The sequence below is a fragment of the Gluconobacter oxydans DSM 3504 genome (assembly GCF_000583855.1).
In the GTDB taxonomy this organism is placed as follows: domain Bacteria; phylum Pseudomonadota; class Alphaproteobacteria; order Acetobacterales; family Acetobacteraceae; genus Gluconobacter; species Gluconobacter oxydans.
Window position 1 is genome coordinate 250,096 of record NZ_CP004373.1, and the last position, 14,905, is coordinate 265,000.

General features: G+C 56.6%; 8 protein-coding genes, 1 tRNA gene and 2 rRNA genes (1 of these 11 cut by a window edge). 4 read left to right on the forward strand and 7 right to left on the reverse strand.

The features are described from left to right. Positions 1-169: 169 nt before the first annotated feature. The gene (locus tag GLS_RS01170) at positions 170-454 is read left to right on the forward strand and encodes a glutathione S-transferase family protein (RefSeq protein WP_041110678.1); all 285 of its coding nucleotides are present in this window, start codon (positions 170-172) and stop codon (positions 452-454) included. Positions 455-931: 477 nt separating this feature from the next. Here the strand turns inward: GLS_RS01170 and GLS_RS01175 are convergent, their stop codons facing one another. Genes GLS_RS01175 through GLS_RS01185 form a run of 3 tightly spaced genes read right to left on the reverse strand, consistent with a single transcriptional unit; the run spans position 932 to position 7,695 of the window. Further along, positions 932-3,949, reverse strand: a complete 3,018-nt coding sequence (locus tag GLS_RS01175) for a type I restriction endonuclease subunit R (RefSeq protein ID WP_041110680.1) — start codon at positions 3,947-3,949, stop codon at positions 932-934. 51 nt (positions 3,950-4,000) lie between these two features. Next, positions 4,001-5,305, reverse strand: a complete 1,305-nt coding sequence (locus GLS_RS01180; RefSeq protein ID WP_041110683.1) for a restriction endonuclease subunit S — start codon at positions 5,303-5,305, stop codon at positions 4,001-4,003. Further along, entirely contained in the window at positions 5,302-7,695 is a 2,394-nt protein-coding gene (locus tag GLS_RS01185) for a type I restriction-modification system subunit M (protein ID WP_041110685.1), read from the reverse strand. The genes GLS_RS01180 and GLS_RS01185 overlap by 4 nt, the downstream gene beginning before the upstream one ends. Positions 7,696-8,167: 472 nt before the next feature. Here GLS_RS01185 and GLS_RS01190 point away from each other — a divergent pair, with 472 nt between their 5' ends. Further along, entirely contained in the window at positions 8,168-9,451 is a 1,284-nt protein-coding gene (locus GLS_RS01190) for a DUF3987 domain-containing protein (RefSeq protein WP_041110687.1), read from the forward strand. Between the two features lie 31 nt (positions 9,452-9,482). Here the strand turns inward: GLS_RS01190 and GLS_RS01195 are convergent, their stop codons facing one another. Then, positions 9,483-10,463, reverse strand: a complete 981-nt coding sequence (locus GLS_RS01195) for a hypothetical protein (RefSeq protein ID WP_041110689.1) — start codon at positions 10,461-10,463, stop codon at positions 9,483-9,485. A 125-nt stretch (positions 10,464-10,588) separates the two neighbouring features. On the opposite strand from GLS_RS01195, the gene GLS_RS01200 reads away from it, so the two are divergent. After that, positions 10,589-11,782, forward strand: a complete 1,194-nt coding sequence (locus GLS_RS01200) for an AAA family ATPase (RefSeq protein WP_041110690.1) — start codon at positions 10,589-10,591, stop codon at positions 11,780-11,782. Positions 11,783-11,870: 88 nt separating this feature from the next. Further along, complete coding sequence (locus tag GLS_RS13625; RefSeq protein ID WP_226986661.1) at positions 11,871-13,589, forward strand: recombinase family protein; 1,719 nt, start codon at positions 11,871-11,873, stop codon at positions 13,587-13,589. Here GLS_RS13625 and GLS_RS01210 read toward each other — a convergent pair. From GLS_RS01210 to GLS_RS01220, 3 genes are all read right to left on the reverse strand, one after another. Then, positions 13,546-13,622, reverse strand: a tRNA-Met gene (locus GLS_RS01210). The two genes, GLS_RS13625 and GLS_RS01210, sit on opposite strands and share 44 nt — an antisense overlap. A 53-nt stretch (positions 13,623-13,675) precedes the next feature. Further along, a 5S ribosomal RNA gene (gene rrf, locus GLS_RS01215) occupies positions 13,676-13,790 on the reverse strand. Between the two features lie 82 nt (positions 13,791-13,872). Further along, positions 13,873-14,905: ribosomal RNA gene (locus GLS_RS01220) — 23S ribosomal RNA — on the reverse strand (it continues 1,703 nt past the right edge of the window).

Sequence of the window (14,905 nt, forward strand, 5' to 3'; positions counted from 1 at the left end):
GCCCGGATCATGCAGGCGCAAGGCAAACGTCCTGTCAGCCAGCCCCAAACCAGAAGAAACGGCCAAACCATTGACTGGCCCCAAATCGATGAGGGCCGCACACGCAGCGAAACAAACACCACCGTGCGACGCATTAATGCGCTCGCAAGCCAATTGAAGGAACAGGGATATGAGCGACGATCCGACCGAGTTTTTTCTGCGCCTTCAAGAGAGCGTGGACCATGCCCGACAGAACACCGAGCGCGCAGCGTTTCAACTCCGAGAGCGCCTCACGGCACAATGCCAGCGCCTTCTGGGACAGACAGAGAACCTTCTGGACAGTGCACAGACCCAACTGTCCCAGCCCCGAATGGAACAAACACCATCGCCCTCTTCCCAACCGTGGAAGAGGCACACACTGATGGGCGCCTCATTATTCCTCACGGGGATGATGTTCGGGTGGCTGATGCCTTGAATTCCACCCCATGGCGTTACTCCACCCAAGCCTTGCATGAACATGAGCTCCGCCTGATCGCGCTTCTGCGTAAGGGTTGGGACACTATGCGCAGTCGAGTGCGCCACATGATCAATACCGTAGATTGGGCACGCCTTGCGCCACACAGCCCACCACGCCCCCAGAAAACGTCAACTCCCAGCCTATGGCCTAGTTTCCCACAACATCATCAGCCGCGCAAAGAACGCACAGACATGCAGCGGGGCCGCTAGAAAGGCACTTACGGGGGGAAAGCCGACTTGCGCCACAGCGGCATGGCGGTAGCAGCATTTAAGCCAGAGCCAGACGTGCTTGTCATTCGATCAACCTGCCGACCAACAATATCAAACTGGCAGACCTTGGTTATGATCGAGGGACAATCGGTGGAAGAGGTCAATTCGAGTTCATTGGACGAATTCATCGTTTCCGAAGTCTGGGCGGGCACGCTTCAATTCATTGTCAGCGCGGGCTCTGTGTCAGCGCCTCCTTGACGCTTAGGTATAGCGCAGATCTGAACGCCTCGTCCTGGTTGTGAAGCTTGTAGAGTTCCAACTCCTCTTTCCGGCGTTGTAGCATGACTTCTTTCATAATTTTTTCAAATGCCAAGTTACGGCTGTAGGGATCAGAATTTTCATCAAATTTCTTTTCGAAGTCGGGGTGGGCCTGAACACTTTCAACGATGTTCAGAAACTTGATCCGTTGTTCTTCCGGGGTGGCGCTCCAGCCTTGGAACCAACGTTCGTTGAAGCTGCGGATGATCTCTTCCAACGGGTCTTCCTGCACCTCTCCTTCGCGATAGCCGCGAGGGGTGGGGTTCTGTGGATCTAGCTCTGCTTCTGAAGTGTCCAGGCCGATGGTCTGGTTTAGCTTTGTCCGCTCTAGCCCATATGATGAAAGGTCAACGGCCTCGAGAAGATCATCCAACGCATCCTGATTCGGGTCCTTGATGTTTAGCTTCGGGACCAGGAACTTCAGGAACCAGAAGAGCTTCTCCCAAGCCTCCACTTCGAACGGCATGATTGCAGCCATCTGGCCGTAGATCTTCACGAACTGCTTCGCTTTGATCTTAAAGTCGATCTTCTCCTGGTCTTCCAGTTCCAGGCCGGTGTTGAAACGTTCGGCAGCCACGTCAATCGGGGGGCTGAGTTTCTCGGAATCTTCGCCGTCAAAGAACCTTTTGCAGAATTCCTCTACCTCTGACCATTCGTAGACGCCGACATCATCCAAAGATGCTTTCAGCTCGTGTAAGACGTTTACGTCCGTCGCCTCGGATAGGGTCGTCACCGTGAAGAACGGGTCGAAGGCAGCCTTGATGTCCTCGATCGAGTTGAAGAAGTCGAGAACGAACAGATCCTCGGTCCGTTTGCCGAGCTTGGGGGAGGACCGGTTCAAACGGGACAGGGCCTGGACTGCCAGAACTGACTGCAGCTTTTTGTCGACGTACATCGCACAGAGCTTCGGCTGGTCGAAACCGGTGAGATACTTGTTTGCGACGATCAGCAGGCGGAATTCATCCTTGTCAAACTCGCTGCGGGTCTTGTCCTCAGGTACGCCATTCATCTCGCTCTCGGTGTACTTGACCCCATCGACCTCCTTCTCGCCCGAGAAGGCGATTAGCGCCTTGAACGGGTTACCGCGTTTGGCAAGCTCTGCCTGTACGGCCTTGTAGTAGCGGATCGCCACCTCAATATTTTGGGTTACGATCATCCCTTTGCCTTTGCCGCGCAATTTCTTGGGGTTGACCACCTTGTCGATGAAATTCTCGACCATGATCTCGGCCTTGGTGTTGATCGTCTGCTGGCTCCGCTCGACATAGGCGCGCAGCTTCTTCTGCGCCTTGGATGTGTCGAACAGGGGATTGTCCTCAATAGACTTCTGGATCTCGTAATAGCCCTTGTAGGTCGTGTAATTCGCCAACACGTCGAGGATGAAGCCCTCCTCGATCGCCTGCTTCATGCTGTACAGGTGGAACGGGCGGAAGCGGCCGTCCGGCTGCTGCTCACCGAACTTCTCTAGGGTGATCGGCTTCGGCGTCGCGGTGAAGGCAAAGTAGGACGCATTGCCGCGCATCTTGCGGGCCTGCATGGCCGCCACGATCTTGTCCTGCGCGTCATCTTCGTCTGGGTCGCCGCCCATTGCCTGATTCATCTTGTCACTGGCGATGCCGCTCTGACCGCTATGCGCCTCGTCGATGATCACTGCGAAACGCTTGTCGCCCAAATCCTCTATACCGTCGATGATGAAGGGGAACTTCTGGATGGTCGTAATGATGATCTTCTTGCCGTTCTCCAGCGCTGCTTTCAGGTCCGAGGACTTCAGCGCCGGGGCCACGATATTCTTGACCTCGGAGAAATCCTTGATGTTGTCGCGTAGCTGCTTGTCCAGCAGGCGGCGGTCGGTCACGACGATCACGCTGTCGAACAGCGGGGCGTCCAGCGCTCTGGCGCCGGGCAGGTCTAGCTTCGCCGGATAGGTCTCGATCAGCTGGTAGGCGGCCCAGGTGATGCTGTTGGATTTTCCCGAGCCGGCAGAATGCTGGATCAGGTATTTGTGCCCTACGCCCGTCTGAGCGGCGTAGGACAGCAGCTTTCGGACCACATTCAGCTGGTGATATCGCGGGAAGATCAGCGTCTTCTTCGCCAACGGGTCGGTCTTCTTGCCCTCCAGCAGGACGAAATGCTGGATGATCCCGGCAAGGCTCTCCGGTTGCAGAACCTCTTCCCACAGGTAGGCCGTCTTGTGGCCCTTCGGGTTCGGCGGGTTGCCCGCGCCCTCGTTGTGCCCCTTGTTGAATGGCAGGAAGAAGGTCGAGGCTCCCGCCAGCTTCGTCGCCATCCACACCTCGTCGGTGTCGGCGGTCATGTGGACCAGCACGCGGCCAAAGCGCAGCAGGGTCTGGTTTGCATCACGCTCACGGTACTGCTTCTGGCCGTGGTAGCGGGCGGTCTGGTGGGTCCAGGCGTTCTTCAGCTCCAGCGTCACCAGCGGCAGCCCGTTCAAAAACACTACCATGTCCACCGATTCATTCGGGTTGGCGGTGCTGTGATGGACCTGCCGCGTCACGCTCCAGATATTGGCGGCGAAGTTGTCCTGGACCTTTTGCGCCGAACTGGCCAGCGGAGCGGGATACATCAGGTGGAAATGCGCGTTGTCGACGGGCAGGCCCTTTTTCAGGACATGCACCAGGCCCTTGGACTTGATTAGCTTGTCGAGCTGGCCGGTGATCTTGGCCTGCCAGTCGGCGGGGTTGTGCTGCTTTAGCTTGTCGAGGTCTTTGGATTGGGTGGCTTCGAGGAACTCCCAGAACTTCGCACGGTCGAGCGCGAGGGGCGCGTCGAAATCAGCGGGCTGGCCGATACGGAAAGGGCCAGAGGCGATGGCCCCGGCGGCCAGCTCTTCGGAGTTCGCGCCGCAAAGCCATCTCTCGATGGCCTGTTCGAGGGCGATTTCCTTGGTGTTGCTGACCGCGACATTCATGGCGTTGCTTTCAAATGAGTTTCTACCCCGCCCCGTTGAGGTGCCGGGCGCTTACAATACCTTGATCTTTCCAGTCACCGCCGCGTTGATCAAGCTCGTCTTGTATTCCCGTAATGCGGTGATCTGGGATTCTTTGAGGGCAATGGCCGCGTTAATTTTTGCTCCCCTGTCCCTCAGAGTTCTGAGAATTTCTTCCTGCTCGCCCAAGGACGGTACAGGAAGTGGAATGCGCTTCGTCTTTGCCTGGTTCATGATCGGCATTGTCGTGTAGTCAGTCTGGTTGAAAACCACGTCGCGGGAAACGTTGAGCCAGACCAAGAGCCAATCCGGGACGATATCCTTGTTCGGTTCGATTACGTTAAACTGCTGGTTGCAACTGGCGGGTACGCGGCTGATGTTCGCTTTTCCAAGTGTTCCACCGATCCCGATGAAGAAAATGCAATTTTCAGGGAACATATCTACATGCCCGTGAGAAATAGCGCTTGGGGACAGGCGTTTTTCGCTCGCGTCGAAAACGCCGCCGTCCTGAACGTCACCGGGAGTATACCACGGAATGGTGCCGCCCTCGAAGTAATCCATAGCTGAGCTTGAAGGAGGTGTCCTCCCCGTTTTGACTGAGCGAGATACATCCTTTAGGCGCTTCATCTCCCAATGTGCGGGGATCTGGCCGATCCAGTCGATGCCGCTATCCTTCATGGGGGCGTCGGCGCTCAGGCCGCGGGTGACGGCCTGCTGGATCAGGATTTGCCTCCGCTCGGCCAAGAGCCTGATCTGCTCCTCCTTGATCCGCACCGCTTCGTCAATCGTCGCGCATTTCCCATCCAGAAATGCCGCGATGGCGCGTTGTTCCTGGGGGGTTGGAATCGGCAGACGAAGATATTTGAAATCCTCGTATGAGAGGTTCTGCCGCAAGCCGGAGCCAAGCGCGTAGAAAACCTTCTTCACGTCATAGGAATGCAGGAGGTAGTGCAGGAACTTCGGGTCGATATCAGCCTTTGGGCGAAGGTTGATGTAGGCCGAGGTGATGATCCCTGTATCGCGCGCCAGACCAGTGCGGAGGCTGGTCATATCGTTCTGAAGATCTGTTCCTCGGATGATGATGTCACCGGGCTGCACGACTTGGTAGGTCTCGAAGCTTTCAGGGACGAGGCCGGTCAGCTTGTCTTCATCCTTCACGATCACGCGGCCATAGCTGAGGGAAAGCACGGTGCTCTCCTTCATGCCGATATTCTTTTCCTTGCTTTCGTAGAGGCACTGGCGGCCGGGTTCGATCGACCATGTCGATGGGACCTCGCCAATCCAGTCAATGCCGCAGTCAGTGTAGCTCTCATGTTTGGGATATGCCGCGATGGTCATTCCGCTGGCTCCAGCGTGGTCGCAACCTCGACACCAAGGATATCGGCAATCAGCCCGTCGGCCTTTGCTTCCAGGGCCAAAATGTCCTGCGTCACCTCTTCAAGGCTGCGCAGGGGCTTGTGACGGTAGAAGTACTTGTTGAAGCTGATCTCGTAGCCGATCTTCACGCTGTCGAGGTTGATCCAGGCTTCTTCCACATGCGGCTTCACCTCTGCTAGGAAGTAGCGGTGAATGTCGTCTTTCAGGGCCACGCTTTCGGCATCGCGCAGCTCTGCGGTGCTCTCATAGGCCAGGTAGCTGCCATCCTTCTGCCGATACCAACCGAAATCGGCCAGATCTTTCGCCGCACATCCAAGATGCGTGGTCAGCGCCTCAACCTCGGCGCCGGTCAGCTTGTGCTTCTTGGCGATGACCTTCTGGGCGGTCTCGTCGTACCAGCTGACGGCGTTCAGAATGGCGTTCTTCTCGGTCACGCCCAGCTGGATCTTACGCGCCTTGAGCGCGGCGTTAACTGCCTTGCGGAAGGCGTTGAAGTCGTCGGTCTCCTCAAGGCCCACATCGCCCATGATCTGGGTCGCCGTGGCCAGCAGGTCGCGCAGCTTGACCCAGTACTTGGTGTCGAGCAGCTTGGCCTTCGCCTTGGCGTTCAGGGTTAGCCCAGCCTCCTCACACCACGCGATGATCTGCTTGGCCTGCTCCTTCAGAAAGCCCGGCCGGTAGACCTGATCCCCGTGTTCGTCGTAGAGCCATTCCATCGGCTCGCGCAGGGACTTGTCAAAGCGCAGGGGGGCAAGGCGTTCGGCGCTGAAACCCGCGCGGCGGCGGTCCGGTCGTTCGATGGTGACTTTGTGATAGCCGAAATCCGCGTTGTCGAAGACTTGCACGGCGATGCCCTGCGGATCGCCCGCCGCGTCGATCTGGCGCTCGACAGGGGCGAAGTTCAGGAACGCCTCGGTGATCTGCTGGATATGTTCGTCCGAGAACTCGCAGTTCTTGTCGCCAAGGTTCTTGCGCAGCTTGCGGAACATGAGGTTGGCGTCAATCAGTTGGACCCGTCCGCGCCGTGCCTCGGGCTTGGCGTTGGACAGGAGCCAGATGTAGGTGGTGATGCCGGTGTTGTAGAACAGGTTGTTGGGCAGCTGGATGATGGTATCCAGCATATCATTTTCGATGATAAAGCGGCGGATGTTGGATTCCCCGCTGCCCGCATCCCCAGTGAACAGGCTGGAGCCGTTATGGACTGACGCGATGCGCGAGCCCAGTGGGCTGGCGCTGGTTGGCTTCATTTTACTGATCATCTCCATCAGGAACAGCAGCTGGCCATCCGATGAGCGCGGGGTGGCATCCATCGTTTCGACATTGCCCCAGTAGTCGGCCAGCTTGACCTGAAAACGGGGATCAATGACGTCCTTGCCGTCTTTGATGTACTTCACCTCGCTGTTCCAGCTTTTGCCATAGGGCGGGTTGGACAGCATGAAGTCGAAGCGGTTGGCGGAGAATTCATCGGTGGAGAGCGTGGAGCCTACGCGGATGTTTTCAGGGTTATTGCCCTTGATCATCATGTCGGATTTGCAGATCGCGTAGGTTTCGTCGTTGATCTCTTTGCCATAGAGGTAAACGTCCCCGTGGGCATGGAAAGGGCCATCTGCGTCCGTGATATAGTTCTGAGCCTCGGTCAGCATGCCGCCCGACCCGCAAGCCGGATCGTAAATCGTCAGGATCCGGGGCAGACGGTCCTTTATCGGGTCGAAAACCAGGTGTGTCATGAGGTGGATCACCTCGCGCGGGGTGAAGTGTTCCCCTGCCTCTTCGTTGTTCTCTTCGTTAAACTTACGGATCAGCTCCTCAAAGACGTATCCCATACCCAGGTTAGAGAGGCCCGGAAGCGTGTTGCCTTCCGGATCCTCAATGTCATTCGGGGTCAGGTTGACCCAGGGGGAGACGAATTTCTCAATGACGTCCAAAAGCACCTGCTTCTCCGCCATATGGCGCATCTGTTCGAACAGGTTGAAGCGACCGATGATCTCTTTGACGTTGTCGCTGAAGCCGTCGAGGTAATCCTCAATATTGGCTAGGAGGATCTGCTGGTTGTTGGTGGCAGTGTTGTACAGCTTCTTTAAGGTCCAGTGGCTGGTGTTGAAGAAGACGTAACCAGAGGCATCCTTGAGCGGTTCATCGTCCAACTCCGTCGCGCCAATGTCTTCTTTTTGGTACCGAACCTCTTTCAGAACGGCGTCCTTGGTCGGCTCGAGCAACGTGTCAAGGCGGCGCAGCACAACCATCGGCAGGATCACATCGCGATACTTGCCCCGTACGTACACATCGCGGAGGCAATCGTCGGCAATGCGCCAGATGAAGGAAACAAGGCTGCTGTGGGACGTCTGGTTCAATGTGGGCCTCAAAAGTTGATGCGAGGGCAATAGTCCTTTGACGACTACTCTTCAGGACTTGGTTCTGCAATCAGCCTTGGGATAGGCTCTGTTGCCAGTTGCTCCGGTGCGAAGGCAAAAACGGCCATATATTCGTGCCTATCGGCCAACGTTCCTCGTATCTGGAACAATAGCAACCGCCGTTCGGCAAGTGCCATGCTCTGCCCCAGCGATAAGCCAGCGCCCTTTTTGCAGACGCGTTGCTGACGCGTTTTTTGGCCGATAATCCGCAGCAGACCGGCACTTTCTTGAATATGCAGACGCTGACGGGGGCCCTATCGTCGCGGGCATTATTCCCTATTCAGAATAAAAATCGCTCAGCTGGCATTTTTTTGGCGCCATCAGCTTCCCTCGCCCCCGTTCTGGACCCAGGTGTCCTGTACGGCGCATGCGTCGCCGTATCGCCCCCCATCCAGCATAAGGAGCGCCTAAGATGGCCCGTCATCCCTCTCGCAAAAAGAAAGCCCGACGATCACCCACATCTGCACAAATCTCGATCTTCGATCAGATTCCAAGAAACCTCACGCAAGCCCAACAAGAAACACTCCGGGGCTTCCTCAATTTTAAAACGACCAACACCAAATGGCGTGGCCGTGACATTGTCCCACCTGATACATTCCTGGCGACAGTCATTGATCGCTTTCAACACGGCTGCGATGTGCCCCTGGAAATTCCGGCCTTTACAGCCCTGCACGGCATTGCGGCCTGGCTTCTCGACCAAAATGTCCAAATCTCCGTTGCCGGAAGCACGGTCCGTCCAGACCTCTGGACCACTGTTCTAGCCGAAAGCGGCGCGAGTAAAACCTATGCCACCCGCGTCCTGCAAAATGTTATGGCGCTCCGACGTTTCCCTGAGGTCACAACAGCCGCACAGTTCGTCGCAGACCTCCAAGAGCACAACCATGCAGCCTGGTTCCAAGATGAGTGGGGCCAGTTGATCAAACGGATCAACAGCCAAACCTACGCGGATGAAATCCGCGATTACCTGCTGCGGCTCTATGACAACCAAACCATTTCACGCCGCACCCGAAGCCAGACCATTGAGGTTGAAGATCCGGCCCTGGTGATTTTGGGAACAACGGTCACAGATACATTCCTGCAAAATGTCACACTGGAAAGTATGTTGGATGGCTTCATGCAGCGTTTTCAATATGTCATTGCCGAACGCAGGCCTGAGCCGCCCATGCCGCTCTACACCATGGACGATGCCCCCACATCCAGAGCCTTAACGGAGGCCTGGGACAGGGTGAGCAACACGACCATTCACTCGCTCTATACCGCCTCCCCCGAGGCCATAGAGGTCTATTGCACGCAGTTTCGGAGGCTCTTTCGAGACCATACCACCGTCCCCTCCAGTTTCTTCCGTCGGATCCTGTGGCGGAGCTTCAAATATGCTCTCGTCTACCATGTGCTCCTAGGGAAGGAGACACCAGAAATCGATGCCGGGGATTTAGGCTGGGCTATCCGTGTCGCCGAACTGCACCTTCAAGACGCCCGCAACCTCCTAGACCGCTATAATATGTCGTATCTGGAAAAAGTAGTGTGCAAGGCCGAAGCCCTCGCACAGCGCCTGAGGCGCGCGCCTTCTCCACGGGAGCTCATTGCGGGTGTCCGAGACATTAAAAATGCCCCGATGGCGCGCTTTGTTCAGGAACTCATGCGCCCCCAGGGTCCGCAGCGTGATGCAAACGCGTCATCACGCCCGATGGCCGCCTAAGGCGGCGGGGCCTTTCTTCCCCGCCCAGTTGTCAGTGCTTGTAGACCTCAGCCTGTCCGATGATTTTAGCCTTTTGTTCGACCGAAATCGCGCCTTCGGCATGCATGACCGTTGCGAGACGGCACAAGAAGCGCTGCATCTTCATCCCCCTCCCGAAGACGACGATTTGGTTATTCCTAATCGTTTCGATGGACGAACTCTTTACTTTGTAGAACGGCAATTGCCGCTCCAACGTGATTCGACACGCATAGCGATCGTAGAGCGGTGCTGCATGAGGCCCACAGTTGTCGTCTGGCCCCAGCGTCACGACGAGCTTACGCCCATCTCGCTCCACTTCCCGATGAGCATGTTCCATGAAACACGCCCAAAGCCGTTGGGTATACGGTGGGTTGATCCAGAAGAGCGTTCCCTTCCAGGGACGCATGAGGGACCCGAACGGCCCTTCTTCCGTATAGCGATCATTCGCTGGGACCGGAGCCAATTGCGCTGCGATATCATGATGGTACTGCGCAGGGATAGCGCTCCATGGAATCTTCCGGCGCGCAGCCGGGGACAGAGGCGCTGCGTAACGGCCTGTGTTGCTCATCGAGCAGGCATCAAGGTCATACATTGACCTCTCTGCAGCTTTCAGTCCCCATTGGTAGATGAAAGCGAGCGTGTAGCATTCATCCCCCGCTCCTTTCGCCTTGGGGACTGTCCATTTTGCGAGCAGGAGGCGTCGTGCGAGCCCCGTCTGGGTACGGTGGTCCAGCGTTTGGAGGTCGTCCAAGGCCAGCGGCCCGTCACGCCAAGGCATGAAGAGGTCCACCGCCTTTTCATTTTTCTTCGGTTGATACCGGACGGGGCTCAGGTAAACGGACTTTTGCGAACAGAGGCTGGCATGTGCATCCCGCACGCGAATACGGTAGCCCTCCCCATTTGCTTCAACCTGCACAGCTCCCTGCGTCCCGCGCCGGACCCGACGTACACTGATGGCCTTCACGATCTTCGCGAAGTAAGGATCGGTGACCACTATGACGGAGGCCAGGACATACTGCCCTGCCTTAATGTTGAGGGCGCTCGCATCAGCCTTAGCAATGGACAGGATGACGCGTGGTGACCCTTGCTCTTCCTGTACGACCGACAGGAGCGAGCCCCATGAAGTGGGTCACACTGGATCTACACGAGCCCCCCGCGACCTGCTGGCTGGTTGAAAATCTCATCCCAGAACAAGCACTCGTCTGCCTGTATGGCGCACCCAATACCGGCAAAACCTTTATTGCCTTGGATATTGGCTTGTCCGTCGCATTCGGACAGCAGGCGTTCACCGAGGTTTCGCCCGAGAATGAGAAAGTCCCCCCACGCCCCGTGGTCTTCGTTCTGCGCGAAGCATTGCATAATATCCACCGACGCATTGCTGCCTGGTGCGACTTTCACGGCATCCCTCGCGAGACTGCGCAAAAGCACTTAGCCGAGACCTTCTTAATCCCCGACACATCCGATGATGCCGATATTCGGATTGATCGCATGCGTTCACGTCGCAAACTCATCACGGCCATCAAACAACGCTGTCCCAACCCGGCCCTCATCGTGCTGGATCCACTGGTTGATATGATGGATGGTGACGAAAATAGCGCCCGGGACATGAGTCGTTTCGTTAATGGGCTCAACGAGCTTCGGACTCAACTTGGCGCATGCGTGCTGGTTATCCATCATCAAGGAAAGTACTGGCGCCCCATTGAGCGCGGAAGCTCTGTCCTTCAAGCGGCCGTCGACACCCATATCCACTTGCTGGATCCCAGCAAAACGACGCGTGCACGCAAAAAAGCTTCCAGCGGCGGTACGGACGATCTGCACCAAAAAATTGAGCTCGATATTCACAAACAGAGAGATGCAGCCCGCGCACCCAACATTCATATCGAACTTCGCACTGTCCCAGAACGGGGGAGCACCACTGCTGCACAGGCTCTTGGAAAGGTCCCCGTTAGGATTCAACCATCCGATGAGAGCACGCCCCCCGAAATACAAAGGACTTCGAACGGCCGCACCACAGTCCGGGCACCTTATGAGCGCAAACCGTCCCCGCGCAAACAACAAGAAGCAAAGAGACGGCAAGACATTCTTGCGTTTTTGACCACGGAGTGGAGCACAAAGGGGGATACCCCCATTTTGCGTCAAGAGATTGAAGCCTACTTCTCCCAAACACCGCGCACTACACTGCACCGCGATCTCGAGTTCTTAGCCAAAGACAGCAATGCTATTAAAATTGAGAAGAGCGGCAAAAAAGTGACTGTGAAGCGCAAAGAAGCACAATATGAGATCGCACAGCAGGATTGGGACAATCCTTTTTAAATACAACACATCTGCCCGCTTGGTCTGGACATGTAGCGGAAGATCGCGCTGAGTGAGTTTGAGCGGATTAAGTTGACGAGACAGAACGATGACGGAACGTGTTGCCCTGTATGGCCGATTTTCAGATGACCGGCAGAATGCTTCGAGTGCACAGGATCAAATCCGTCATTGCCGGCGCCGCGCAGAGGCTGAAGGCTGGGCCGTCATCGCCAGCTATACCGATGAGGCCATCTCAGGCGCAGTCAGAAACCGCCCGCAATATCAAAAGCTACGACACGCCATCGACGATGGCGAGTTTACGATCGTTATGGCGGAATCTTTAGACCGCCTATCCCGCTCCCAAGAGGACACAGCCAATCTCTATGAGATGTGCCAATACCGAAAGGTGCGCCTCTTCACGCTATCAGAAGGCTGGATCAGCGAACTGCAAATCGGGCTTTCGTCCACGATCAACGCGGTCTATCTGCGACAACTGGCCGAGAAAACCCATCGTGGCCTGAGCAGCCGTATTGAGTCGGGACGTTCAGCAGGGGGATTATCTTACGGCTATCGGGTTCCCATCCAACCCAACGGCCTCCCACAAACCGGACAGCTTGAAATTGTCCCAGAACAGGCCGTGGTGATCCGACGCATTTTCGCGGAGTATGGGCGCGGTGTCTCTCCCCGCAGCATCGCCGCGGCCCTGAACGCCGAAGGGATCCCTGTGCCCCAACACGGAGCGCGTCGTGGGGATGGGACCTGGCGGGCCAATGCGATCCAGGGCAACAGAAAACGTGGCACCGGCATTCTCAATAACGAACTCTATATCGGCCGACGCGTCTGGAACCGCCTGCGCTATGTCCATCCCCCAGGCGAGAGCAAACGCATCTTCCGTCTCAATCCCGAAAGCGAATGGAAAATAGAAGAGGTCCCTGCCCTGCGCATCGTGGACCAAGACGCCTGGGACACGGCACGCGAGCGCCAAAGACGGATTGATGCCGCCCGTGCAGAAAAAGATACTGGCGATGCCACCCATCTGAGTGGAACCCATGTCAGCCGCCGTCCCACTTACCTCCTCTCGGGCCTGGTCCGCTGCGGAGCTTGTGGTGGCACGATGAACATCGCGGGCAGCGGCGTGCGCCGCTTTTATTGTGCCAACGCGAGAGAAAAAGGCCGCACGGTCTGTCAGGGGATCAAAGGCCTGCGCAAGGATGTGTTGGAACACACCATCGTCCATGGCCTCAAAGAGCATTTGATGCAGCCCGAAGCAGTCCAGGAATTTTCTGACCGCTATGCCGCGCATCAACGGAGTTTAGACGCAGGCCGAGAAGAGAGCGTGCGTCACCTCCGAGCCTCACTTTTGCGGACGGAAAAAGAAATTGCGAATGTGATGACCGCCATTAAGGCAGGAATTTTCACGGAAACCACAAAGGCCGAACTGGAAGCTTTGGAAGCACGTCGGAAACATCAAAGTGACGCCGTGGCTCAGGCTCAGACGACAGCACCTGCCCTGCCTCCAAATCTGGCAGAGATCTACTGCGCAACGATTATGAATCTCACCGAGAGCCTAACCCATCCTGACACAGTCTTGGAATCGTCTGAAGCCATGCGCAGCCTTATCGACCGCATTATCGTCTCTTGGGACGCAGAGCGGGCGGAGCACAGGATTGAGTTGGAAGGTAAGCTGATTGCGCTTTTAAACGCGGGCCGAACGACAAAAGCCCAGAACGCAAAAAACGCCTCAGGCAACGAAGCTGAGGCGTGGGATGAGAGTTCGTTAAAGTTGGTTGCGGGGGCAGGATTTGAACCTGCGGCCTTCAGGTTATGAGCCTGACGAGCTACCGGGCTGCTCCACCCCGCGGTGGTGTTTGGTTGATGTTGGGGGATTTGGTGTGGTGTTGGGTAGGCTGGGGGACCTGGCGGCGACCGACTTTTCCGCACCTTAAGGTGCAGTATCATAGGCGCTGAGGGATTTCACGGCCGAGTTCGGGATGGGATCGGGTGTAGGGCCCTCGCAATGGCCACCAGGTCTTCCAGCCCACCCTGTCTTTTGAGAGAGGGTGGTGGTTGGTGCGTTTGAAGTGTGTGGCTGATTTCTGTGCATGTGTTTTGGAGTGAGAAGTATGAGCGATTAGGACCGGTTAGCTGCATGCATTACTGCACTTTCACACCCGGCCTATCAACGTGATGGTCTGTCACGGCTCTATGAGACCTCGTTTTGAGGTGGGTTTCCCGCTTAGATGCTTTCAGCGGTTATCCCGTCCATACTTAGCTACCCGGCTGTGCCACTGGCGTGACAACCGGTGCACCAGAGGTATGTTCATCCCGGTCCTCTCGTACTAGGGACAAATCCTCTCAAGTCTCTTACACCCACGGCAGATAGGGACCGAACTGTCTCACGACGTTCTAAACCCAGCTCACGTACCACTTTAATCGGCGAACAGCCGAACCCTTGGGACCTGCTCCAGCCCCAGGATGTGATGAGCCGACATCGAGGTGCCAAACCTCCCCGTCGATGTGGACTCTTGGGGGAGATCAGCCTGTTATCCCTAGAGTACCTTTTATCCGTTGAGCGATGGCCCGTCCACGTGGGACCACCGGATCACTATGGCCGACTTTCGTCTCTGATCGAGCTGTCACTCTCACAGTCAGGCGGGCTTATGCCATTGCACTCGACAGCCGGTTTCCGACCGGCCTGAGCCCACCATCGCGCGCCTCCGTTACACTTTGGGAGGCGACCGCCCCAGTCAAACTGCCCACCATGCAGGGTCCCGGACCAGGCTTACTGGTCTCGGTTAGACATCAGAAAAATTCAGGGTCGTATTTCAAGGATGGCTCCACCCAAGCTGGCGCCTGGGTTTCAAAGCCTCCGACCTATCCTACACAGAATGTCTCTGATGCCACTGCAAAGCTGCAGTAAAGGTTCATAGGGTCTTTCCGTCTGACCGCGGGTACCCCGCATCTTCACGGGGAATTCAATTTCGCTGAGTCGATGCTGGAGACAGTGGGGAAGTCGTTACGCCATTCGTGCAGGTCGGAACTTACCCGACAAGGAATTTCGCTACCTTAGGACCGTTATAGTTACGGCCGCCGTTTACCGGGGCTTCAATTCAGTGCTTGCACACCTCCTCTTAACCTTCCGGC

Bases quoted from the DNA above. Each gene is read 5' to 3' on its own strand.
- GLS_RS01190 (WP_041110687.1), top strand. From the start codon at position 8,168: ATGGCCCGTCATCCCTCTCGCAAAAAGAAAGCCCGACGATCACCCACA.
- GLS_RS01180 (WP_041110683.1), bottom strand. From the start codon at position 5,305: ATGACCATCGCGGCATATCCCAAACATGAGAGCTACACTGACTGCGGC.
- GLS_RS01175 (WP_041110680.1), bottom strand. From the start codon at position 3,949: ATGAATGTCGCGGTCAGCAACACCAAGGAAATCGCCCTCGAACAGGCC.
- GLS_RS01170 (WP_041110678.1), top strand. From the start codon at position 170: ATGAGCGACGATCCGACCGAGTTTTTTCTGCGCCTTCAAGAGAGCGTG.
- GLS_RS13625 (WP_226986661.1), top strand. From the start codon at position 11,871: ATGACGGAACGTGTTGCCCTGTATGGCCGATTTTCAGATGACCGGCAG.
- GLS_RS01200 (WP_041110690.1), top strand. From the start codon at position 10,589: ATGAAGTGGGTCACACTGGATCTACACGAGCCCCCCGCGACCTGCTGG.